At 70.8% G+C, this 20698-nt stretch carries 21 protein-coding genes; 13 read left to right on the forward strand and 8 right to left on the reverse strand.

What is annotated here, in order from left to right; genetic code table 11:
- Positions 1-9: 9 nt before the first annotated feature.
- Together Ahu01nite_RS31870 and Ahu01nite_RS31875 are read right to left on the reverse strand one after the other, a co-directional pair.
- On the reverse strand, positions 10-645 hold the full coding sequence (locus Ahu01nite_RS31870) for a TetR/AcrR family transcriptional regulator (protein ID WP_203840395.1): 636 nt from the start codon (positions 643-645) through the stop codon (positions 10-12).
- The gene (locus Ahu01nite_RS31875; RefSeq protein WP_203840396.1) at positions 642-2267 is read right to left on the reverse strand and encodes an FAD-dependent oxidoreductase; all 1626 of its coding nucleotides are present in this window, start codon (positions 2265-2267) and stop codon (positions 642-644) included. The genes Ahu01nite_RS31870 and Ahu01nite_RS31875 overlap by 4 nt, the downstream gene beginning before the upstream one ends.
- Positions 2268-2303: 36 nt before the next feature.
- Here Ahu01nite_RS31875 and Ahu01nite_RS31880 point away from each other — a divergent pair, with 36 nt between their 5' ends.
- The 7 genes from Ahu01nite_RS31880 to Ahu01nite_RS31910 all read left to right on the forward strand — a co-directional run bounded on the left by Ahu01nite_RS31880 (position 2304) and on the right by Ahu01nite_RS31910 (position 12134).
- Positions 2304-3041 (forward strand): alpha/beta fold hydrolase, encoded by a 738-nt coding sequence (locus Ahu01nite_RS31880; RefSeq protein ID WP_239159303.1) that lies wholly within the window; start codon positions 2304-2306, stop codon positions 3039-3041.
- 18 nt (positions 3042-3059) lie between these two features.
- Positions 3060-4187 (forward strand): acyl-CoA dehydrogenase family protein, encoded by a 1128-nt coding sequence (locus tag Ahu01nite_RS31885; RefSeq protein WP_203840397.1) that lies wholly within the window; start codon positions 3060-3062, stop codon positions 4185-4187.
- 7 nt (positions 4188-4194) lie between these two features.
- Positions 4195-5394 (forward strand): acetyl-CoA C-acetyltransferase, encoded by a 1200-nt coding sequence (locus tag Ahu01nite_RS31890; RefSeq protein WP_203840398.1) that lies wholly within the window; start codon positions 4195-4197, stop codon positions 5392-5394.
- A complete protein-coding gene (locus Ahu01nite_RS31895; protein ID WP_203840399.1) occupies positions 5394-7382 on the forward strand; it encodes a 3-hydroxyacyl-CoA dehydrogenase NAD-binding domain-containing protein in 1989 nt (662 codons plus the stop codon). Before Ahu01nite_RS31890 ends, Ahu01nite_RS31895 begins: the two co-directional genes overlap by 1 nt.
- 62 nt (positions 7383-7444) lie before the next feature.
- Entirely contained in the window at positions 7445-9496 is a 2052-nt protein-coding gene (locus Ahu01nite_RS31900; RefSeq protein WP_239159304.1) for a hypothetical protein, read from the forward strand.
- Between the two features lie 85 nt (positions 9497-9581).
- Positions 9582-10769, forward strand: coding sequence for an MFS transporter (locus Ahu01nite_RS31905; RefSeq protein WP_239159305.1), 1188 nt, complete (start codon positions 9582-9584; stop codon positions 10767-10769).
- Between the two features lie 12 nt (positions 10770-10781).
- Positions 10782-12134, forward strand: coding sequence for a GH1 family beta-glucosidase (locus Ahu01nite_RS31910; RefSeq protein WP_203840400.1), 1353 nt, complete (start codon positions 10782-10784; stop codon positions 12132-12134).
- Here the strand turns inward: Ahu01nite_RS31910 and Ahu01nite_RS31915 are convergent, their stop codons facing one another.
- Positions 12135-12734: a TetR/AcrR family transcriptional regulator gene (locus tag Ahu01nite_RS31915; RefSeq protein ID WP_203840401.1), complete on the reverse strand. Its 600-nt coding sequence runs from the start codon at positions 12732-12734 to the stop codon at positions 12135-12137.
- Between the two features lie 110 nt (positions 12735-12844).
- Here Ahu01nite_RS31915 and Ahu01nite_RS31920 point away from each other — a divergent pair, with 110 nt between their 5' ends.
- Genes Ahu01nite_RS31920 through Ahu01nite_RS31940 form a run of 5 tightly spaced genes read left to right on the forward strand, consistent with a single transcriptional unit; the run spans position 12845 to position 15804 of the window.
- The gene (locus Ahu01nite_RS31920) at positions 12845-13246 is read left to right on the forward strand and encodes a YbaB/EbfC family nucleoid-associated protein (protein WP_203840402.1); all 402 of its coding nucleotides are present in this window, start codon (positions 12845-12847) and stop codon (positions 13244-13246) included.
- On the forward strand, positions 13236-13556 hold the full coding sequence (locus tag Ahu01nite_RS31925) for a hypothetical protein (protein WP_203840403.1): 321 nt from the start codon (positions 13236-13238) through the stop codon (positions 13554-13556). Before Ahu01nite_RS31920 ends, Ahu01nite_RS31925 begins: the two co-directional genes overlap by 11 nt.
- Positions 13553-14791 (forward strand): hypothetical protein, encoded by a 1239-nt coding sequence (locus Ahu01nite_RS31930; RefSeq protein WP_203840404.1) that lies wholly within the window; start codon positions 13553-13555, stop codon positions 14789-14791. The genes Ahu01nite_RS31925 and Ahu01nite_RS31930 overlap by 4 nt, the downstream gene beginning before the upstream one ends.
- On the forward strand, positions 14788-15099 hold the full coding sequence (locus tag Ahu01nite_RS31935) for a hypothetical protein (RefSeq protein ID WP_203840405.1): 312 nt from the start codon (positions 14788-14790) through the stop codon (positions 15097-15099). Before Ahu01nite_RS31930 ends, Ahu01nite_RS31935 begins: the two co-directional genes overlap by 4 nt.
- 9 nt (positions 15100-15108) lie before the next feature.
- Positions 15109-15804 (forward strand): enhanced serine sensitivity protein SseB C-terminal domain-containing protein, encoded by a 696-nt coding sequence (locus Ahu01nite_RS31940; protein WP_203840406.1) that lies wholly within the window; start codon positions 15109-15111, stop codon positions 15802-15804.
- Here the strand turns inward: Ahu01nite_RS31940 and Ahu01nite_RS31945 are convergent.
- Positions 15792-16772: a tetratricopeptide repeat protein gene (locus Ahu01nite_RS31945; protein WP_203840407.1), complete on the reverse strand. Its 981-nt coding sequence runs from the start codon at positions 16770-16772 to the stop codon at positions 15792-15794. The genes Ahu01nite_RS31940 and Ahu01nite_RS31945 overlap by 13 nt on opposite strands.
- Before the next feature lie 18 nt (positions 16773-16790).
- Between Ahu01nite_RS31945 and Ahu01nite_RS31950 the strand changes: the two genes are divergently transcribed.
- Positions 16791-17024, forward strand: a complete 234-nt coding sequence (locus tag Ahu01nite_RS31950) for a hypothetical protein (protein ID WP_203840408.1) — start codon at positions 16791-16793, stop codon at positions 17022-17024.
- Here the strand turns inward: Ahu01nite_RS31950 and Ahu01nite_RS31955 are convergent.
- Genes Ahu01nite_RS31955 through Ahu01nite_RS31970 form a run of 4 tightly spaced genes read right to left on the reverse strand, consistent with a single transcriptional unit; the run spans position 17008 to position 20692 of the window.
- Entirely contained in the window at positions 17008-17601 is a 594-nt protein-coding gene (locus Ahu01nite_RS31955; protein WP_203840409.1) for a DUF624 domain-containing protein, read from the reverse strand. The genes Ahu01nite_RS31950 and Ahu01nite_RS31955 overlap by 17 nt on opposite strands.
- Before the next feature lie 2 nt (positions 17602-17603).
- The gene (locus tag Ahu01nite_RS31960) at positions 17604-18434 is read right to left on the reverse strand and encodes a carbohydrate ABC transporter permease (protein WP_203840410.1); all 831 of its coding nucleotides are present in this window, start codon (positions 18432-18434) and stop codon (positions 17604-17606) included.
- Entirely contained in the window at positions 18434-19387 is a 954-nt protein-coding gene (locus tag Ahu01nite_RS31965) for a carbohydrate ABC transporter permease (protein ID WP_203840411.1), read from the reverse strand. The genes Ahu01nite_RS31960 and Ahu01nite_RS31965 overlap by 1 nt, the downstream gene beginning before the upstream one ends.
- A gap of 15 nt (positions 19388-19402) precedes the next feature.
- Positions 19403-20692 (reverse strand): ABC transporter substrate-binding protein, encoded by a 1290-nt coding sequence (locus tag Ahu01nite_RS31970; protein WP_203840412.1) that lies wholly within the window; start codon positions 20690-20692, stop codon positions 19403-19405.
- Positions 20693-20698: the final 6 nt, after the last annotated feature.

The following is a 20698-nucleotide window of genomic DNA, read 5'->3' on the forward strand; positions in this document are numbered from 1 at the left end:
TGCGGAACGTTAGCAATCTGTTGGCAGGTTGCCAATAGCCTCGGGTACGACGCGTTCCACGATCGCCAGCAGCGTCGTCACCAGCAGCAGATGCACCTGCGGGCGGGTGAGCACACCACGCTGCAACCACTCCCCGGCCGTCGCGCGGGCCAGGGCCACATAGGCGCGGATCATGCCGCGCAGCTCCTCGCGATGCCCGGCCGCATCCGCGAGACCCACGGCGACCAGCACACTGTCGGCGGCGACGTCCTCGGCCTGCGCCAGCACCCGGTCCACGTCGGCGTCCCGGCCCGGCCCGGCCGCGTTGATCGCGGCGAGCCACGACGTGCTGTGGCGCGAAACCACGTCGAGGAACCAGGTGACGCTGGCGTCCACCCGGGTCGCCAGGTCACCCTCGGGCAGCCGCTCGACGGCAACCTCGGGGATCGTCACCATCACCCGGATGACCTCCAGGTAGAGGTCCTTCTTGGTGCCGAAGTAATGGTTGATCAGGCCCCGGGCCACGCCGGCCGCGCGGGCGATGTCGGTCGCCGACACCTCGGCGTACGGGCGCTCGCCGAACAGCCGGACCGCGCAGCTGAGGATCTCGCCGCGCCGCACGTCCGGTTCGAGCCGCCTGCGCCCACCGACCGCTTCAAGATTCACTCCTGGAGCCTAAACTCCCCAGGCGAACCAGGCGGCACGACGGGATGGGTGGGCGCGACGCGGGGGCCGCGGGCGTATACATCGGAGGATCTCGCGTCCGGCCAGTACGCCATGGCCCGTTCGGCGAGCGCGGTGATGGTCAGCGACGGGTTGACGCCGGGGTTCGCCGCGAGGACCGAGCCGTCGACGACGTGCAGGCCGCGGTGCCCGTACAGGCGCAGGTAGGCATCGACCACCCCGGTCGCCGGATCGGACCCGATAGCGCACCCACCGATGAAGTGCCCGGTCACCGGCCGTCCGACCAGCTCGGTGGCGGCACCCAGCGGCACGCCGTCGATCTTCTCCGCGACCCGCCGGGCGGCGTCGTGCGCGGCCGGCACCCAGACCGGGCTGGGCTCACCGACCCCGGGCCGGCTGGTCAGCCGCCCCCGCCGGCGGAACAGCGTGATCGAGTTGTCGAGGGGCTGCATCGCCAGCAGCACGATCGTCTCCTGCGACCAGCGCCGCGGCGAGAGGTAGAGCCGCAGGTCACGACCCGCCCGCACCAGCTGACGCAGCCCGGCCAGCACGCGGGACCGGCCACCGGTGTCGTCGACGAGCACGGTCGACAGCAGCGCGAGCAGGTTGCTCCCCGGCCCGTAGCGGACCGGCTCGACGTGGGTGACCGGGTCCGGGTGGATCGACGAGGTGATCGCGATGCCCCGGCTGAAGTCGTGGTCGCGGCGCCGGGACCGGGCACCGAGGATGGACTCGGAGTTGGTGCGGCTCAGCTCGCCGAGCCGCGCGGAGATGCCCGGCAGCCGCCCCCGGTCCCGCATCCGCAGCAACAGCCGCTGGGTGCCGAGCGCCCCGGCGGAGAAGATCACCTGCCGGGCGGTGAGGTCACGCCGGCGCAGCCCGCCGGTGGCCCGGGTCCGCACCGTGTAACCCTCACCCGGCCCCGGCCGGACCTCGGTCACCGTGGTCAGCGGATGCACCACGGCCCCCGCCGCCTCGGCGAGGTAGAGATAGTTCTTGACCAGGGTGTTCTTCGCCCCGACCCGGCACCCGGTCATGCACGCGCCGCACGCGGTGCACGACTGCCGGGCGGGACCCGCTCCCCCGAAGAAGGGGTCGGCCGCCTGCGGTCCGAAATAGACCCCGACCGGGGTACGCCGAAAGGTCCCTCCGACCCCCAAATCCTCGGCGACCTCCCGCAGTACGTCGTCCGCGCGCGTCCCCAGCGGATTAGTGACGACCCCGAGCATCCGCGACGCCTGGTCGTAGAACGGCGCGAGCTCGCTCTTCCAGTCGGCGATCGACGCCCACTGCGGATCGGCGTAGAACGCGTCCGGCGGCTCGTAGAGCGTGTTCGCATAACCGAGCGATCCCCCGCCCACCCCGGCACCGGACATCACGAGCGCATCCCGCAGCAGCGTGAGCCGCAGAATCCCGTAACAGCCCAGCGCCGGCGCCCACAGATACTGCCGCAACCGCCACGACGTGCGCGCGAACTGATCATCGGCGAACCGGCGGCCCGCCTCGAGCACCCCGACCCGGTAACCCTTCTCGGTCAGCCGGAGCGCACTGACCGAACCGCCAAACCCTGATCCGACGATCAGTACGTCGTAGTCGTGGTCCATGGGACAACGTGACACCGCTGTTGGCAGAGTGTCAACGTGATCGCTTACGAAAGGCGCGGCGACGGTCCCCCGCTCATCCTGCTGCACGGTCTCGGCAGTCGCCGGCAGGCCTGGGCGCCGGTGGTGCCCGAGGTGTCGCGGCACCGCGAGGTGATCGGGCTGACCCTGCCGGGTCCCGGGACGGTCGGTGAGTTCGCGGACCGGGTCGCCGGGTTCCTCCAGGAGCATGGCATCGACCGGCCCGAGGTCGCCGGCAACTCGCTCGGTGGCGGCATCGCGCTGGAACTCGCCCGCCGGGGCCTGGTCAGCGCGGTCACCGCCTTCTCCCCGATCGGCTTCTGGCGTACGCCCGGGCGGCTCTGGTGCCAGAGCGCGGTCACCGCCGCGCGTGGTGGAGCGATCGCGCTGCGGCCCCTGCTGCCCAGGCTGCTGGACACCCGGCCCGGTCGGTCGGTCCTGTGCGGGTTGTTCTTCGGCGACCCGGTGCGGGTGGCGCCGCGGACCTGCCTGGAGGATGCCCGCGCGCTGAGTGCGTGGCCGGGCTTCGTCACCACCCGCAACGCGATGGGCCGTTGGCACCCGCCGGCTCTGGACGGGCTTCCGGTCACGATCGCGTGGGGTACGCGAGATGCCATCCTCCCCTACCGTACGCAGGCCAGACGCGCCCGGGACCTCCTCCCCGGGGCCCGGCACGTGGCCCTGGACGGCTGCGGGCACGTGCCGTTCCCCGACGATCCGCGCCGCTGCGCCGAGCTGTTGACAGTGCGCCAATAGCGGGGCCATCGTGGACGGATGTCAGTGGAGCACGACGATCTCGCCGAGCTGGTCCGCGACTTCTTCACCAGGGAGGTGCTGCCGCACGCCGACCGGATCCTCGCCCAGGGCCACCCCGATCGGGAGCACTACCGCGGCGCCGGGAAGCTGGGGCTGCTCGGCCTGTCCGTGCCCGAGCAGTACGGCGGCGGGGGCGGTGACTTCACCCACGAGGCGGTGCTGCTGCACGAGCAGGCGTACGCCGGTGACACCAGCCTCGGCCTGGCCGTGCACAGCGGCATCGTCACCGGATACCTCGTCGCGTTCGGCACCGAGGAGCAGAAACGGCGCTGGCTGCCCGGTCTGTGCAGCGGCGACCTGATCGGCGCGATCGCGATGACCGAGCCCGGCGGCGGCTCCGACCTGCAGGCCATGCGCACCCGCGCGGTCCGCGACGGCGACCACTACGAGGTGCACGGCGCGAAGACGTTCATCAGCAACGGCGGGCTGGCCGACGTGGTGCTGGTGGCCGCGAAGACCGACCCGGACGCGCGCGCCGCCGGGGTGTCGCTGCTGATCGCCGACGTCGCCGGCGACCCGGACGGTTTCCGGCGCGGGCGGCTGCTCTCCAAGATCGGGCTGCGCGGCAACGACACCGCCGAGCTGTTCTTCGACGGTTTCCGGGTGCCCGCGGCCGACCTGCTCGGCGGCGCCGAGGGGCGGGGCTTCGCACAGCTCATGGGCAGCCTGCCGCAGGAACGCCTGGTGATCGGGATCGGAGCCGTCGCCGCGATGGAGCGCGCGGTTTCGCTGGCCACGGCGTACGCAAAAGAGCGGCACGCGTTCGGCAAGCCCCTGATCGGCCATCAGAACACCCGCATGGTCCTCGCCGAATGCGCGACCCGGGCCCGGGTGAGCCGCGTCTTCCTGGACGACTGCATCGCCCGGCACGCCCGTGGCGAGCTCGACACCGCGACGGCCTCGATGGCGAAGTGGTGGCTCACCGACGGCCAGTGCGAGGTCGTCGACCGCTGCCTGCAGCTGTTCGGCGGCTACGGCTACACGACCGAATACCCGATAGCCCAGATGTACACCGACGCCCGCGCCCAGAAGATCTACGGCGGCACCAACGAGATCATGAAGGAGCTGATCGCCCGTGCCCTCTGAGGCCCCCGTGCCTTCTGAAGCCTATGTGTACGCCGCGGTGCGTACTCCCCGCGGCCGGGGCAAGGCGACCGGCGCGTTGCACGGCGTCAAGCCGATCTCCCTGGTAACCGGTCTGATCACCGCACTGAGGGAGCATTTTCCGCTGGACGCCGTCGACGACCTGATCATGGGGATCGTGACGCCGGTCGGTGAGCAGGGCGGGGACCTGCCCCGCGCCGCGGCCCTGCTCGTCGGGCTGCCGGAGAGCGTCGGCGGGATGCAGCTCAACCGCTTCTGCTCGTCCGGGCTGGAAGCGGTCAACATCGCGGCGGCGAAGGTCCGCTCCGGCTGGGACGACCTGATCCTCGCCGGCGGCGTCGAGTCGATGTCCCGGGTGCCGATGGGCTCCGACGGCGGCGCCTGGGCGATGGACCCGGAGACCGCCCTCGCCACGTCGTTCGTCCCGCAGGGCATCAGCGCCGATCTCCTCGCGACCCTGCGCGGCTTCACCCGCGACGACGTCGACGCCTGGGCAGTCCGCTCCCAGCAACGCGCAGGCGCCGCGGCCGTCGATTCCCAACAGCGGGCGAACGCCGCGCTGAGAGCGAGCATCGTGCCGGTCCGCGATCGCAACGGCCTGGTGCTGCTCGCCACCGATGAGCACCCGCGGCCCGGAACCAGTGCCGCCGAGCTGGGAAAACTCAGCCCGTCGTTCGCGGGTACGCCGTTCGACGACGTGGCGCTGCAGAAATTCCACTGGCTGGAGGAGATCGACCACGTCCACCACGCGGGCAACTCCTCGGGCGTCGTCGACGGCGCCGCGCTGGTGCTGATCGGTAACGAGACCGCCGGGCTGACGCCGCGGGCGCGGATCGTCGCGGCGGCCAGCACAGGCACGGACCCGACGCTGATGCTGACCGGGCCGATCCCCGCCACCCGCAAGGTCCTGGCCAGGGCCGGGCTGACCGTCGACGACATCGACCTGTTCGAGGTCAACGAGGCGTTCGCGGCGGTGGTGCTCACTTACATCGCCGAGTTCGGGCTCGACCCGGAGAAGGTCAACGTCACGGGCGGGGCCATCGCGTACGGGCACCCGCTCGGCGCCACCGGGGCAATGCTGATCGGCACCGCGCTCGACGAGCTGGAACGCCGCGGCCTGCGTCGTGCCCTGATCACCCTCTGCGTCGGCGGCGGCATGGGCGTCGCCACGATCCTGGAGCGCTGCTGATGCCTGTTTCCTACGAACGAGGCGACGACGGCGTCGCCGTCCTCACCCTCGACGCCCCGGGGCAGTCCGCGAACACGATGAGCCGCGCGTACGCGAAGGCCATGACCGCCGCACTCGACGGGCTCGAAGCGGAGCGGGACACGCTCACCGGGGTGATCGTCACCAGCGCGAAGTCCACGTTCTTCGCCGGCGGGGACCTGCCCGAGATGATCAAGGCGACGCCGGCCGACGCCCCCGCGCTGACCGAGCTGCTCACCACCGTCAAGCGCGACCTGCGCCGCCTCGAAACCCTCGGCGTGCCGGTCGTCGCGGCGCTCAACGGCTCGGCGCTCGGCGGTGGCCTCGAGATCGCCCTGGCCTGTCACCACCGGATCGCGCTCGACGTGCCGGAGTCGCGGTTCGGCTTCCCCGAGGTGACCCTCGGGCTGCTGCCGGGCGCGGGCGGTGTCACCCGTACGGTGCGGATGTTCGGCCTGCGGAAAGCCCTGGAGGCGTTCCTGCTCAGCGGTAAGCAGGTGCGGCCCGCCGACGCGCTCGAGGCCGGGCTCGTCGACGACCTGGTACCCACGCCCGATGCCATGCTGGGCCGGGCGCGCGACTGGATCGCGGCCCACCCGGACGCCGTGCAGCCCTGGGGAGAACCGCGCCCGGACAAGCAGCTGCTCGCGTACCCGGCGGTGTTGCGGCAGCGACTGAAGGGCAACCGGTTGCCCGCACCCGAAGCGATCCTCGCCGCCGCCGTCGAGGGCCTGCACGTCGACGTCGACACCGCGCTCGACATCGAGACCCGCTACCTGGTGTCGCTGCTGACCGGGCAGATCGCCAAGAACATGATCGGCGCGTTCTTCTTCGACCTGCGCGCGGTCAACGGCGGCGCGAACCGGCCCGCCGTCGAGGTGCCGCCCGCACGCCGGGTCGCGGTCCTCGGCGCCGGGATGATGGGCGCCGGGATCGCGCACGCCTGCGCCCGCGCCGGCCTGGACGTCGTGGTCCGGGACGTCACCGAGGAGGCCGCCGCCCGGGCCGCCACCCACCCGCGCATCACGACCACCGCCGGCATCGCGGCCCTCCAAGGCTGCGACGTGGTGATCGAGGCGGTCTTCGAGGACGCCGGGCTCAAGCACACAGTCTTCTCCGAGGTGGAGCCGCTGCTCGCATCGGGCGCCCTGCTCGCCTCGAACACGTCGACGCTGCCCATCACCGAACTGGCACACGGCGTCACCCGGCCGGGTGATTTCATCGGGATGCACTTCTTCTCGCCGGTTGCGAAGATGCCGCTGCTGGAGATCGTCGTCGGCGTGGAAACGAGCGACTCGGCCGTCGCGCGCGCGTTCGACCTGGCCCGGCTGATCCGCAAGACCCCGATCGTGGTCAACGACGGGCGCGGCTTCTTCACCAGCCGGGTCATCGGGAAGTTCATCGACGAGGCCATCGGGATGCTGGCCGAGGGTGTGCCGGCACCGTCGATCGAGCGGGCCGCGCTCGCCGCGGGCTACCCCACCGGCCCCCTCGCGCTCGCCGACGAGGTCTCGCTCAGCCTGCTGCGGCACATCCGCGGACAGTACGAGGCAGCCGACCCCACGTTCGCGGTCCGGCCCTCGCACGCCGTCATAGACACTCTGCTCACCACCCACGACCGGCCCGGACGTGCGGCGGGCCGCGGCTTCTACGACTACGTGGACGGTCGCCGGGGCCGGCTGTGGAGCGGCCTGGCGGCGATGGCGGGCGGGGACCGGGTGCCGTTCGAGGATCTGCAGGACCGGATGCTGTTCGCCGAGTCCCTCGACGCGTTGCGCTGTCTCGACGAGGGGGTGCTGCGCTCCGAGGCGGACGGTGACATCGGGTCACTGCTCGGCATCGGTTTCCCCGCGTGGACCGGCGGCGCGATCCGCTTCGCCCGGCAACACGCCGATTTCGCCGGGCGGGCCCGCGCGCTGGCCGGACGGTACGGCGATCGGTTCTCCCCCGAAGTGTTGCCAGTCACATAGGCCGATCCCTATCCTGAGGGCCCTTGGTCGATCAATTGATCCACCAAAAGGAAGGTGCCCCCATGCCCCTGCCTTCTTCCCCCCTCCGTGCCCTGCTCACGACCGTGCTCGCAGGTGCCACCCTGACGATCCCCGCGAGCGCCCAGGCCGCCACCGCCTGGGCGCCCACCTACGACCTCGACAACGCCTGCGTGACGCTGCAGGCGTTCAACGGCACGACCTCGCTCGGCTACGTCAACCGCAACGGCGCCGGTGGCTACGGCTTCACGGCCACGAAGTCCGCCGCCGAGCCGTTCCGCTTCGAGGCGACGCAGCTCAGCCGGTTCACGGTGCGCGACTCCACCGGCGGGTACGCGTACCAGAGCATCATCGGTTTCATCATGGCCGGAAGCTCCTACGGCGATCGCGCGGACTGGACGGCGAGCTACGCCGACGGGCGCTACCGGCTGGTCTCCACGCTGACCGGGCAGCAGCTCGGGTCGTACCTCGGCAGCGTCGGCGCCGGCTCGGCCACCCTCGCGACGGCCACCGCCACCGGCTGCTCGGCGACCCCCGACGTCGCGACCGGCGTCACCGGCACCGCCGCCCCCGGCGTCACCTCCGCGGGCAAGCTCAACGGCTGGATGGACGCGCACGCGCACATCACCGCGGGTGCGGCGTTCGGCGGCCAGATGCACTGCGGCGAGGCCTGGGACCCGGGCGGCGTCACCGTCGCCCAGGCGGGCTGCCCGTCGCACGCCACGCTCGGCGTCGGCGCGATCTTCGAGGCCATCATCGGCGGCACCGACCCGATCAACTCGGCCGAGGACGGCTGGCCGACGTTCGGTGACTGGCCGCAGCCCGAGAGCCTGCTGCACGAGCAGTCGTACTATCGCAGCATCGAACGGACCTGGCGCTCCGGCGAACGCGTGCTCAACGCGCTGCTGGTCGGCAACCGGGTCATCTGCGAGCTGTACCCGCTGCGGGACACCCCCTGCGACGAGATGGACGGGGTGCGCGTCCAGTACCGCTACCTCACCTCCATGCAGGACTACATCGACGCGCAGAGCGGCGGTCCCGGCCGCGGCTGGTTCCGGTTGGCGAAGACCCCCGCGGATGTACGCAGGATCGCCGCCGAAGGCAAGCTCGCCGTCACCATCGGCGTCGAGATCTCCGAGCTGTTCGGCTGCCGCGAGATCTCCAACGTGCCGCAGTGCACCACCGGCGACATCGACGCGGGCCTCGACGAGCTCCAGGCGATGGGCGTCAGCGGCCTCTACCCGGTGCACAAGTTCGACAACGCGTTCGGCGGCACCCGCTTCGACGAGGGCCTGACGGGTGCCGCGGTCAACATCGGCAACGTCGTGTCGACCGGGCACTGGTGGACCGCGACCTCCTGCACCGGCGCTCACGACAACGAGCAGCCCCTGGTCAGCGATGACATCGCCCGGCTTCTGGCGCTCGGTGAGCTGAACCTGCCCCCGGGCACGATCCTGCCGGTGTATCCCAGCGGGCCGATCTGCAACACCAGGGGATTGACGACGCTTGGCGCGTACCTCATCGATCGGATGATGGAGCGTGGCCTGGTCATCCACATCGACCACATGGGGGTGAAGACGGCCGCGGCCGTGCTGGACCGCGCCGAGGCCGCCCACTATCCCGGCGTTGTCTCCGTGCACACCTGGTCGGACCGCGCGATCGTCGACCGGATCCTCGCGCTGGGCGGCTTCGTCGCGACCTACGGCTTCTCCGTCACCGACTCCGGCAACGGCCAGCCCAACTTCCTCGCCGAGTGGCGGGCCAACAAGGCGCTGCCGCACGCCACCGGGATGACGGGCTACGGCGTCGGCACCGACGTCAACGGGTTCGCCCAGCAGCCGCAGCCCCGGCTCACGGCCACCACCCAGCCGTTCGCCTACCCGTTCACCGCCCCGAACGGCACGTCCGTCAGTAAACAGGTGATGGGCACCCGCACGTTCGACATCAACACCGACGGCGTCGCGCAGTACGGCCTCTACGCCGACTGGGTCAACGACCTGATCGGCCAGGCCGGCTCCGACGGCCCCGCACTGCGCTCGCAGTTGATGAACGGTGCTGAGTCCTACACCGCCATGTGGGAGCGGGCTCGGTCATGACTGATTGCACCGAACCTCACTCACCACAAGCCGACAACGGCCTTGCCGGTGAGGGCCATGAGGGCATGACAAAGATGGCTCAGTCGTGACATCACCGGTGGTGGCGCCGGCCAGGGTGGGGCGGGGCTGGATCGTTGCCTACGTCCTGGCCATGGTCGGCGTCGCCGCCGGGTGGTTCGGCCCGATCCAGATCCTGCTGCCGTCACAGGCCTCGGACATCGCGGCGTCCGGCAGCCTGAGCAAGGAAGCGCTGCTGTCCCTGGTCAGCGGCATAGGCGCGGCGGCCTCCCTGATCGCCAACCCGATCTGGGGTGCGGCCTCGGATCGGCTGGGCAAGCGGCGTCCCATCATGATCGCCGGCACGGTCACGGGCGTCGCGGGCCTCGCGGTGCTGGCGGCCGCCGAGTCGCCCGCGGTCATGGTCCTCGGGTGGGTGCTCGTGCAGGCCGGTCTCAACGGCCCCCTCGCCGCCCTCGCCGCAATGCTCGGCGACCGGGTCCCCGAGGAGCAGCGCGGCACGGTCGGCGCCCTCTTCGGCGTGGCCCAGATCGTGGGCGTGGTTCTCGGCACGGCCGTCGCGGTAGCCGCCGGTGACGTACGCATCGGGTATCTCGCCCTGGTCGTTGCGGTCCCCGCCCTGATCGCGAGCCTGGTGATCAGCCATCGCGAGACGGTCGTGAGCACCACGACCTGGGCGCGGCCCCGCTTCACCCGCGTCTTCGGCTGGGCGTGGCTGATCCGTTTCCTGCTCAACCTCGCCAACGCGCTGCTGCTCGTCTACCTCTTCTACTATCTCGACGACCGGGTGGGCGTCGCCGACCCGGGCACCCTGGTCCTGATCGCCACGCTGATCAACGTCGCGTTCACCGCGGTCGCCGCCACGATCGGGGGCATCCTCTCCGACCGCCACCGGCGCCGCCGGATCTTCATCGCCGCCGGCGCGGTCCTGCTGGCCACCGGGTTCGTGGTCCTCGCCCTGGTCCCCACGGTCCCGGCGGTCCTGGTCGCTTCGGGGCTGCTCGGCTGTGGCTGGGGCCTGTTCGTCGCCGTCGACCTGGCCGTGATCACCGGCGTCCTGCCCGACGCCGAGTCCCGCGCCACCATGCTCGGCGTCGCCAACATCGCCGCCGCCCTGCCCCAGCTGATCGCCCCGGTCATCGCCGGCGTCGTGGTCACCCGGGCCGGCGGCTACCCCGTGCTCTACCTGATCACCGCCGCCGTGGCGCTGCTCGGGCTCGCCTGTCTGCCGCGCCTGCGCGGATCCGTCACCTAGGAGGTTGCATCCGTGTCCCTGCCCTCGTTCCCGCCCGGATTCCGGTTCGGCATGGCCACCTCGGCGTTCCAGATCGAGGGCGCGGCCGAGCTCGACGGCAAGGGCCCGAGCATCTGGGACACCTTCACCGACCAGCGCGACGGTATCGACCACTACCACCGGTACGCCGAGGACGTCACGCACATCGCCGACGCCGGCACCCACGACTACCGCTTCTCGTTCAGCTGGCCCCGCGTCGTGCCGTCGGGGCGCGGCCCGGTCAACAAACGCGGCCTCGACTTCTACGACCGGCTCGTCGACGAACTGCTGGCCAAGGGCGTACGCCCGGTGCCCACGCTCTACCACTGGGACCTGCCGCAGGCCCTGGAGGACAAGGGCGGCTGGCTCGACCGGGACACCGCGGCAGCGCTCGCCGACTACACGGCGGTGCTCGTGTCCCGCCTCGGCGACCGGGTCCACGACTGGATCACCATGAACGAGATGAACGTCCAGACCCTCTATGGGTACGGCCTGAGCTCCCACGCCCCCGCCCGCAACCTCGGCCTCGGGGCGCTGCCCGCAGCCCACAACCAGCTGCGCGCCCACGGCCTCGCGACCCAGGTGCTACGCGCGTTCGGAGCCCGCTCGATCGGCGTGGCGGGCCAGCACTTCCCGGTCCACCCGGCCAGCGACGACCCCACCGACGTGGCAGCAGCCGGGCTCTTCGCCAACCTCACCAACTGGACGTTCTCCGACCCGATCCTGCGCGGCGTCTACCCCGACGACCTGATCCGGGCGGGCCTCGGCGTCGACGACGACACGCTCGCCACCGACCTTGAGCTGATCAGCGCGCCCCTCGACTTCTACGGCGTCAACTTCTACGAGCCGACGATGATCGAGGCACCCCGCGAGGGCAAGGACTACCACGGCGTGCTCGAGGTGGACGTACCCGAAGGACTGCCGTTCTCGCCCGTCCCCGTCCCCAGCGACGACCGCACCGACTTCGGCTGGGCCATCGTCCCCGCCGCCCTCACCGAGATCCTCGGCACCCTCCGCGAGCGCTACCCCAACCTCCCCCCGATCATCATCACGGAGAACGGCGCCTCGTTCCACGACTCGCCTCCCGGCCCGGACGGCCGCGTCCACGACCCCCGCCGCATCGCCTACCTCGACGGCCACCTCCGAGCGGTCGCCACCGCCATCGCCAACGGCGTCGACGTCCGTGGCTACTACGTGTGGTCGGCCCTCGACAACCTCGAATGGGCCGCGGGCTATCAGGAACGATTCGGCCTGGTGTACGTCGACCCGGACACCCTCGCCCGCACCCGCAAGGACTCCTGGTACTGGTACCGCGACCTGATCAGTCAGGAACGCGCACGGAGCTGATCACTTCCGCAGCTGGTCGATGTAGGCCGTGGCGAGGCGGTCCAGGCGGTCGCCGCGCCCGGCCCCGCCCGCCCAGCCGTCGACGAGGCTGAGCAGGGTGCTGCCCTCGACGAGGATGAGGAAGTCGTCGATCGCAGCGTCATCGTCGACACCGGGGCGCAGCTCGTCGAGCTCCCGGGCCTCACGCAGGCAGACCCGCAGCAATTCGCGGATCCGCACGTGGGAGGCCCGCCGCGACTCGGCCAGCCGCGGATGCGACAGCGCGGCCCCCGCGAACGCGACGTTGACGTGCGCGTCCGCCGCCCGCTCGGCATCCGCGGGCAGCACCGCGTCCAGGGCCGCCCGCAGCGCCGCCAGCCCCGACAGCTCCCCGCCGAGCAGGAACGCCCGCGCGACGATCCGGTCGTAGACCGCCGTCTGTGCCGCCACCAGAATGTCGTCCTTGCCACCTAGGAAGTGCGCGAGCACGCTCAGCGAACAACCGGCCTCGTCAGCGATCGCCCGGGTCGTGGTCCCCTCGACGCCGCGGCTGCGCACCACCCGCCACGCCGCCGCCAGCAGTTCAGCCCGGCGCTCCTCGTGATCAACCAGCCTCGGCACGCCGCAAGCCTATGCGGCCGTACGGGTGCCCTCCGGGCCGGATAGCGGGGTTGCACAGGTAACGGCCGGTCTCCTAACCTGCCACACGGACCAACGGGGGGTTTGCTGACGTGCGAGACGTGGACGCGGCGGAGGACTGGCTGGATTCCTGGGTGGCCGGGGTCAACACCCAGGCCGAACGGACCGCGCAGCTGGCCCGGCAGGTGGCAGCGCTGAGCGCGAAGGCTCGCAGCGACGACGGCACGATCACGGTGACGGTCGGTGCGTCGGGGCAGATCGTCGGTCTCGACCTGGACGACCGGGCTGCCGAGCGCCGCAACGGCGCCGAGCTCAGCGCGGAGATCCTGAAAGTCATGCGGGCAGCGCAGACCCGGCTGACCGAGGAGGTCGCCGAGCAGGTGCGCGAGACCGTCGGCACCGACACCGAGACCGGGCGCGCGGTCGTCGACTCGTTCAGCCGCCGCTTCCCGGAGGAGCCGGAGCCGGACGAGGTGCGCCGCGATGGCCGCTGACGGGGTGCAGATGCCGATCGACGCCGTCCGCGGGCACGCCGCCACGGTCGACAACGTCGGCGCCGCGATGGAGCAGGCCCGCGGGGCCGTGCACGAGGTGACCATGGATACGGGGGCGTTCGGGCAGTTGTGCCAGTTCCTGCCCGCGATCCTGTCGCCCGTGTTCGGCATGGTCGTCGACGCGCTCGACGGCAGCATCGACGCGCTGCACGAGACGGCCGACGGGCTGCGGGCCACCGCCAACGGCGCGTCGGTCACCGATGAGAACACCGCGAAGTCGGTCGGCTCCACGCTGAAGCTGCCCCTGTGAGCGCCAACCCGCTGGTCGTCGCGACGCAGGACTCGACGAACTGGTCGACCGGGCTCGGGCTGGTCGAGGACGCGTACCAGATCACCACCGGCATCCAGAACGACAGCTGGGTCGACGTCACCCTCGGCGGGGTCGGCGGCGCGCTGGACCTGCTGTCCGCGGCCCTGGACCCGCTCGGCGCCCTGGTGTCGTGGGGCGTGGGCTGGCTGATGGAGCACGTCAAACCGCTCAAGGAGGCCCTCGACTGGCTGGCCGGCAACGCCGACGCGGTCGCCGCGCAGGCCGCCACCTGGTCGAACGTCAGCAAGTTCACCGACTCGGCCCGCGCGGAGTACGCGTCCCGGCTCAGCTCGGAGGTGTCGGGCTGGTTCGGCGCGTCCGGTGACGCGTACCGCGAGCACGCCTCGGCCCACCTGACCGCGCTCGAAGGCATCGCCACCTCGTCACAGGGCATCTCGTACGCCGTCCAGGGCGCCGGCCTGCTCGTCGGGCTGGTCCGCGGCATCGTCCGCGACCTGATCGCCGACTTCGTGGCCACCCTCGCGGTCCGGCTGCCGGAGTGGCTGGCCGAAGAGGGCCTGACCCTGGGTCTCGCCACCCCTGTCGTCATCGGTCAGGTCAGCTCGCTGGTCGCCAAGTGGGTCGCGAAGATCGAGCATTTCGTGCGCGGCCTGCTCAACAGCCTCAAGCGGCTCAGCCCGATGATCGACAAGCTGGGCGAGATCCTGACCTCGCTGAAGAACAAGCTCCCGCGCGCGGCGAAGGCGGCCGACGTCGACCCGCTCGCCCCGAAGGTCCCCGGCGACTACACGTTCAACATGGTGGAGAACCCCGGCCCGCTCGCCGACCTCAGGGGCACCCCGGCGGCGAACTACGCCGGCGGCCGCTACGACGAGGTGACGCTGCCCGAGAGCAGGGTGCTCTACCGTGCCGGCGACGAGACCAACCCGCTGGGCCAGTGGTTCACCACGGACCCGCCGGACAGCGTCGCGCACGTCCGGATCGACAGCGCGGTCAAGGCCCAATGGGTGGACCCGCAGACCCAGCTGCTGACAGGCGTCTCGGACATCAATACGGTGTACGCCGTGGAGATCCCGGCCGGCACCAAGGTCTACCCCGGCCCGGTCGGCAACATGGGCGGCGTCTACGTCGGCGGCGGCAACCAGATCTTCGTCCCCACCCCGTGGGACATCAGACCCAAGGTGAAGGTAGTCGGATCGGAGCCCCTGCCATGACCCAGTCCCCCACCGACCGCCTGGAAACGGCCCGCGCGGCCGTCGCCCAGCTCGTCGCCGACGTGCGGGGCGAGGGCCGCCGCGGCGCGTTCTGGCTGCCCAGGCTCCTCGACCTCGAGGCCGACCTGACCCGCACCGACCGGCCCGCGGAGGACACGCTCACCGTCGGCAAGCAGCACGTCGACTTCCTGTACTCCGCCCCGCGCGACAGCTTCGCGGAGTTCTACCTGATGAACGACGACCCGGACGATCCGCCCGGCCGGTTCAGCGCCACGCAGGACACCCTCTGGAAAGCCGTCGGCGGATAGGATCTCGTGATGCAGTTCCCCACCAACCCGCTCGAATCGGTGCTCGCCGGCGCGCGCTCCGGTGCCGCCACCCCCGACCAGCTTCTGCACGCCCTGCGCGACAACCAGCTGTGGGTCCCCCTGCCGGGCGGCACCGACGCACAGGGCAACACCCAGCTGCCCGTGCTGGTCATCGAGGAGAGCCCGTACGTCGCGGCGTACACCTCTGCGGAACAACTCACCCGCGCCGCCGCCGACACCGCGCACATGGTCCTCACCGGCCGCGAACTGGCCGCCCTGATGGCACCCCAGCTCGGCCTCGCGGTCAACCCCGGCGGCGAGATCGGCCTCCCGATCCACCCGGCTGGCGTCGACGTCCTGCGCGGCGAGTCCCGCCAGGTCCCCGCCGGCCGCCGCATGCGCCTCGGCGACCCCGTCGAGGAACCCACCGACCTCCTGGCCGCCATCGCCACCGCGTTCACCGCGATCCCCGCGGTGACCGAGGCCCGCCGCGCGCTCGCCCAGGTCGGCGACGAGCCCCCGGCCCTCCTGATCGGCATCCGCACCCAGGACGAGTCGATCGCCCGCACGGTCGCCGACGCGGCCCGCACCGCGACCCAGCTCTCCCCCGTCCCCTACCCGGTCGACACGGTCGTCCTCCGCGACGAGAACGACCCCCTCACCGCCTGGATGCTCGCCAACACCACCCCGTTCTACACCGCCTGACCCGCCTCACGCAGAGCACCGGCAGCCCGGGCGCTGGCACCGGCGACGAGGTGCCCGAGGGCTTGATCGATCAACGCCCGGCTCAGCCGCTCAGCGTCGAGGAGCCGCCGCTCGACGTCGACGCCCTTCGCCAGCGCCGGGATGATCTCCTCCGTGAAGTCCTGCGGACCAAGGCAGAGCACCGACCGACGGATGGCACGACGACGCAGCAGAGTGCCGAACCCGGCCGGGTCGCGCGGGACTGGTCCGGCATCCACAATCGCTTGATTGATCGCATCGAGCCCGGCGCGGTAGTCCTCACGCACGCTGAAGGCCCAATGATGCAGGCTCCGACCGGCCACCGGTTGGCGGCTCCGGCCCGGGTCGACGCCGACCGGGGCAGGCCGGCCGCCTTCGGGTCGCTCGTCCCGGCTGCCGGATCGAGCGAAGAGAACGGCTTGGACACCCTGATGAAAGCCGAAGTTGGCGATGCCGCCCTCGGCCGGAAGCTGATCGCACGCGGCCACGGCCTCCCGGAGAAGACCTCGCGCCGACAGCCCGTCGCCGATGTCGAGAAACCGGAGCGCGGCCCCGGCCATCCAGATCACCATTCCGGTCACGCGGCGCGGCTCCGCTTCGGCTGTGCGGCGCTGCAGCGTCAGGATCTCCTGCTCGATCTCCAGGCTCGCCTCGGTCCGCCCGGCCAGATCGAGGTAGATCGCAAGGTCCAGCAGCGACCACGCCACATTGTCGGGCAGGGGATAGTTGCCCGGTGACCCGGACGCGCGATAGAGATCCACGATCTCGAGCTGCACCGTCACCGCTTCGCCGAACCGTCCGGCCTCGGCAAGCCCGTGCGCCAGGTCCATGAGGATCTTGGTTTCCTTGCGCGCGGCATCCCTGCCGAGATTCACCCGCCGCGCAAACGCCGCGGCCTCATGGCGTGCAGCCAGAGCAAGATCATCGGCATGGGTGAGCGAGTACTGCAACCCGAGCGACGAGACCGCATGCGCGGCAGCATCGAGATGCTCCTCAGCCCCGCCGGCAACAAGGTCCCGGTAGATCGCACAGGCTTCCTCGAAGTACGCGAGACGCCGCCCCGCCTGCTCCCGATCGACCTGCCACCCGAACCGCAGCAGACACCGCCCCAACTCAGGCAGACCGGCACCCGGCTGTTCCCGCGCCAGCAACCGGGTCCGGGCAATCGTGTCCTCGGTGACCGGTTCAGCTCTCATTCGTGAGTTCCCTGGCACCGCTCCTTTCTACCCGCTCGCGGTTCGCGACGACGTGGAGGGCGAAGAGGGCGTAGCCGACCATGACCGGGGCGAGGACCGGGTGGACCATCAGGGCCAGGGCGGTCGCGAGGATGACGATGCCGGCGGCTGCGGCCAGGCGGCCCGGGCGGCGGGCGAGGGCGCGCGCCCGGGCGATCGGCTGGTGTTGTGGCGCGGCGACCGCGAGCAGGCCGGTGAAGCCGACCGCCACCACAGCGAGCAGAACCAGGAGCACAGCCAGCGGTACGCCGCCCGGGACCACTCCCGCGCGTACGGCGAAGACGTCCGCAGTCACCAGCCCGGCCACCGCCAGGAGCACCAGCGTCGCCGCGAGGCCCGGGAGCAGCGAGCGGCGGAAGGTCGCCCACAGTGACCGGGCCGGCGGCCAGGAGTCCGTCTCGAGGTGGTGGCGGATCGCGGCGCTTCCGGTGGTGATCGCCGCGCCCGCGGTCACCACCGGGAGCGCCGCCCCCGTTACCAGAAAGCCCAGTACGGCGAGGTCGGCGGCGGCGCGGGCCGTGTCGCGCCAGGTGCGGGGATCCATGCTTATCCCTTCAGGCCGCTGGTGTTGATGCCCTCGACGAGCATGCGCTGGAAGGCGACGAAGAACAGGAACACCGGGATCAGTGACAGCAGGCTCATGGCGAACATCGGGCCGACGGCGGTTTCGCTGGTCGAGTCGATGAACAGGGTCAGTGCCACCGGGACCGTGTAGTCCTTGAGGTCGGACAGGTAGACGAGCTGGCGGAAGAAGTCGTTCCAGGTCCAGATGAACGAGAAGATCGCGGTGGTGACCAGGGCGGGGCGGCTCAGCGGCAGGATCACGTGCTGGAAGATCCTGTACGGGGACGCACCGTCGATGGTTGCCGCCTCGTCCAGTTCGCGCGGGATGCCCCGCATGAACTGCACCATGAGGAAGACGAAGAACGCCTCGGTGGCCAGGAAGTGCGGCACGAGCAGCGGGAGGTACGGCCATTCGCCGCCGACCCAGCCGAGGCTGCGGAACAGGATGTACTGCGGGATGATCAGTACGTGCCCGGGCAGGAGCAGCGTCCCGATCATCACGGCGAACCACATGCCGCGCAGCCGGAAGCGGAGCCGGCCCAGGGCGTAGGCGGCGAGCAGGCACGACACCACGTTGCCGATGACCGTCAGCCCGGCGACCATGGCGCTGTTGAGGAAGAAGCGGCCGAAGCCGACGTCGAACTTGGACCACCCGCTGCTGAAGTTCGACGGGGTGAAGTGCTCGGGGAGCAGGCCGATGTTGCTGACGATCTCCTCGGGGGACTTGAAGGCGGTGCCCACCATCCAGAAGAGCGGGTATAGCACCACGACCACGATCAGGACCAGGGCCGTGGGACGGATCCAGGTGCGCATCAGCCGCCCTCGCTGTCGGAGTAGTGGACCCAGAACCGGCCGGTGCGGAACAGCACGACGGTGATGAAGCCGATCGCGACCAGGAACACCCAGGCCATCGCGGACGCGTAACCCATGTCGAGCTGGACGAAGCCGTTGATGTAGAGGTTCAGCGTGTACATCAGGGTAGAGTCGACCGGGCCGCCCGTGCCGTTGCTCAGCACGAAGGCGGAGGTGAAGCCCTGGAAACCGTGGATGGTCTCCAGCACCAGGTTGAAGAAGATGACCGGGGAGAGCATCGGCAGCGTGATGTGCTTGAACTGCCGCCACTTACCGGCGCCGTCGACGGACGCGGCCTCGTACAGCTCGACGGGCACCTGCTTGAGCCCCGCCAGGAAGATCACCATCGGGGCACCGAACTGCCAGATCGCCAGCAGCATCAGGGTTTGCAGGGCGTACTTCGGGTCGCTCACCCACGGCGCGCCCTCGATGCCGAAGACCGCGAGCAGGGAGTTGAACGCGCCGCCCCGGTTGAACATGCTGACCCAGACGATCGCCACCGCGACGCTGCCGCCCAGCAGCGACGGCAGGTAGAACAACCCCCGGAAGATGCCGACCCCGCGGAAGACCCGGTTCAACAGCAGGGCAACCCCCAGTGCGGCTGCCAATTTCAACGGTACGGCGATGAGCGCGAACGTCACCGTCACGCGTACCGAGTGCCAGAACGACGGGTCAGCGGTGAACATCCGCTGGTAGTTGTCCCAGCCCACCCAGGTCGCCTCGGTGAACGGGGTGAGCACGTCGTAATCGGTGAAGCTCAGGTAGAGCGACAGCAGCATCGGGATCGCCGTGATCGCGGCGAGCCCGAGCAGCCACGGGCTGAGGAACAGATATCCGGGCAGGTTCTCGCGCCGGCGGGGCCGCCCGGGGGCCCGCCGGACGACGGCGGGCTCCTTGGGCGGTGCGGGACTCATGACGGCCACGACGGATCAGCCCTGCCCGATCGCGGACTTGGCGGCGGTGACGTACGCCTCGGCGGCCTGGGCCGGGGTCTGCCGCCCGTACTGGGCCTCCTCGGCGGCCTTGACCAGCTCCGTCTTCACCTTGCTGTGCCCCGGCAGCGGCACCGCGGGCGCCGGCCCGAACTTGGGCACCAGCTCCGCCTCGACCGCGATGGACTGCTTCATGGCCGGGTCGGTGACGGAATCGGCGACCACCTTGCGTACATCGAGATTGGAAGGAAGCCCGCGGTCGGTCCCCAGGATCTTGCCGGCCTCGGGGTCGTTGGCGAGGAAGTTGGCGACGTCGACCGCGGTGTCCTTGTGCTTGCTGCCGCGGAACACCGAGAAGTACATGGAGGCGCGGGCCCACTGGGCGCTGGGGTCACCGGGGAAGGCGACCACGCCGAGCTCGTCCTTGGTGTTCTTCTTCAGCTCCGGCATCTGGTTGGCCCACACCCACGAGGTGGCGGCCTTGCCCGTGACCACGAGCTGCTTGCTGATGTCGGTGACGTTGCCCTCGTGGATGACGTCGGCGGGTGGGGTCGCGCCCTTGTCCCGGGCGCCCTTCCACAGCTCGAACCAGGCGGTCACGTCCTGGGCGGTGAACCCCAGTTCCTTGCCGTTGTAGAGGTCCTTGCCCTGCTGGCGCAGCCACACCCAGAACGCCTGGTAGCTGCCGCTGGGGTCCATCGTGCCCGGCACCTTGGCCGTCTTCGACACGGTGACGGCCCAGGCGATGTGCTGTTCCCAGGTCATCCCGGTCGTCGGTGAGGGCAGCTGGAACTTGTCGAGCAGCGACTTGTTGAACACGAGGCCCTGGGTGTTCTCCCCGAACGCGAGCCCGGCGAGTTTGCCGTCGACCTCGCCGTACTTCCAGAGACTCTCGGGGAACTTCGACACGTCGAGCCGGCCGTCGTCCTTGTAGGGGGTCAGGTCGAGGGTGACGTTGCGGGACGCGTACTCGGCGATGTAGTTGTCGTCGATCTGGAACAGGTCGGGCGGGTTGCCGCCCGCGGTGAGCGTCGCGAGCTTGTCGAAGTAGCCCTGGTTGGCCTGCCACGTCTTCTTGAACGTCACGGTCGGGTGCTTGCTGGTGTAGAGCGCGAGGGCCTTCTCGGTGAGGGCGGCGCGGGCCTCGGCACCCCACCAGAAGACGGAGAGCTCGACGTTGCCGTCGTCCCCGCCCTCGTCGTCACCGCAGGCGGCGGCGGTTCCCATCAGGACGGGGACCGCCACGGCGGCGGCGAGTAGCTTGCGGCGGGAGATATGGCCTGTCATGACAGA

The organism is Winogradskya humida, assembly GCF_016862215.1.
GTDB lineage: Bacteria > Actinomycetota > Actinomycetes > Mycobacteriales > Micromonosporaceae > Actinoplanes > Actinoplanes humidus.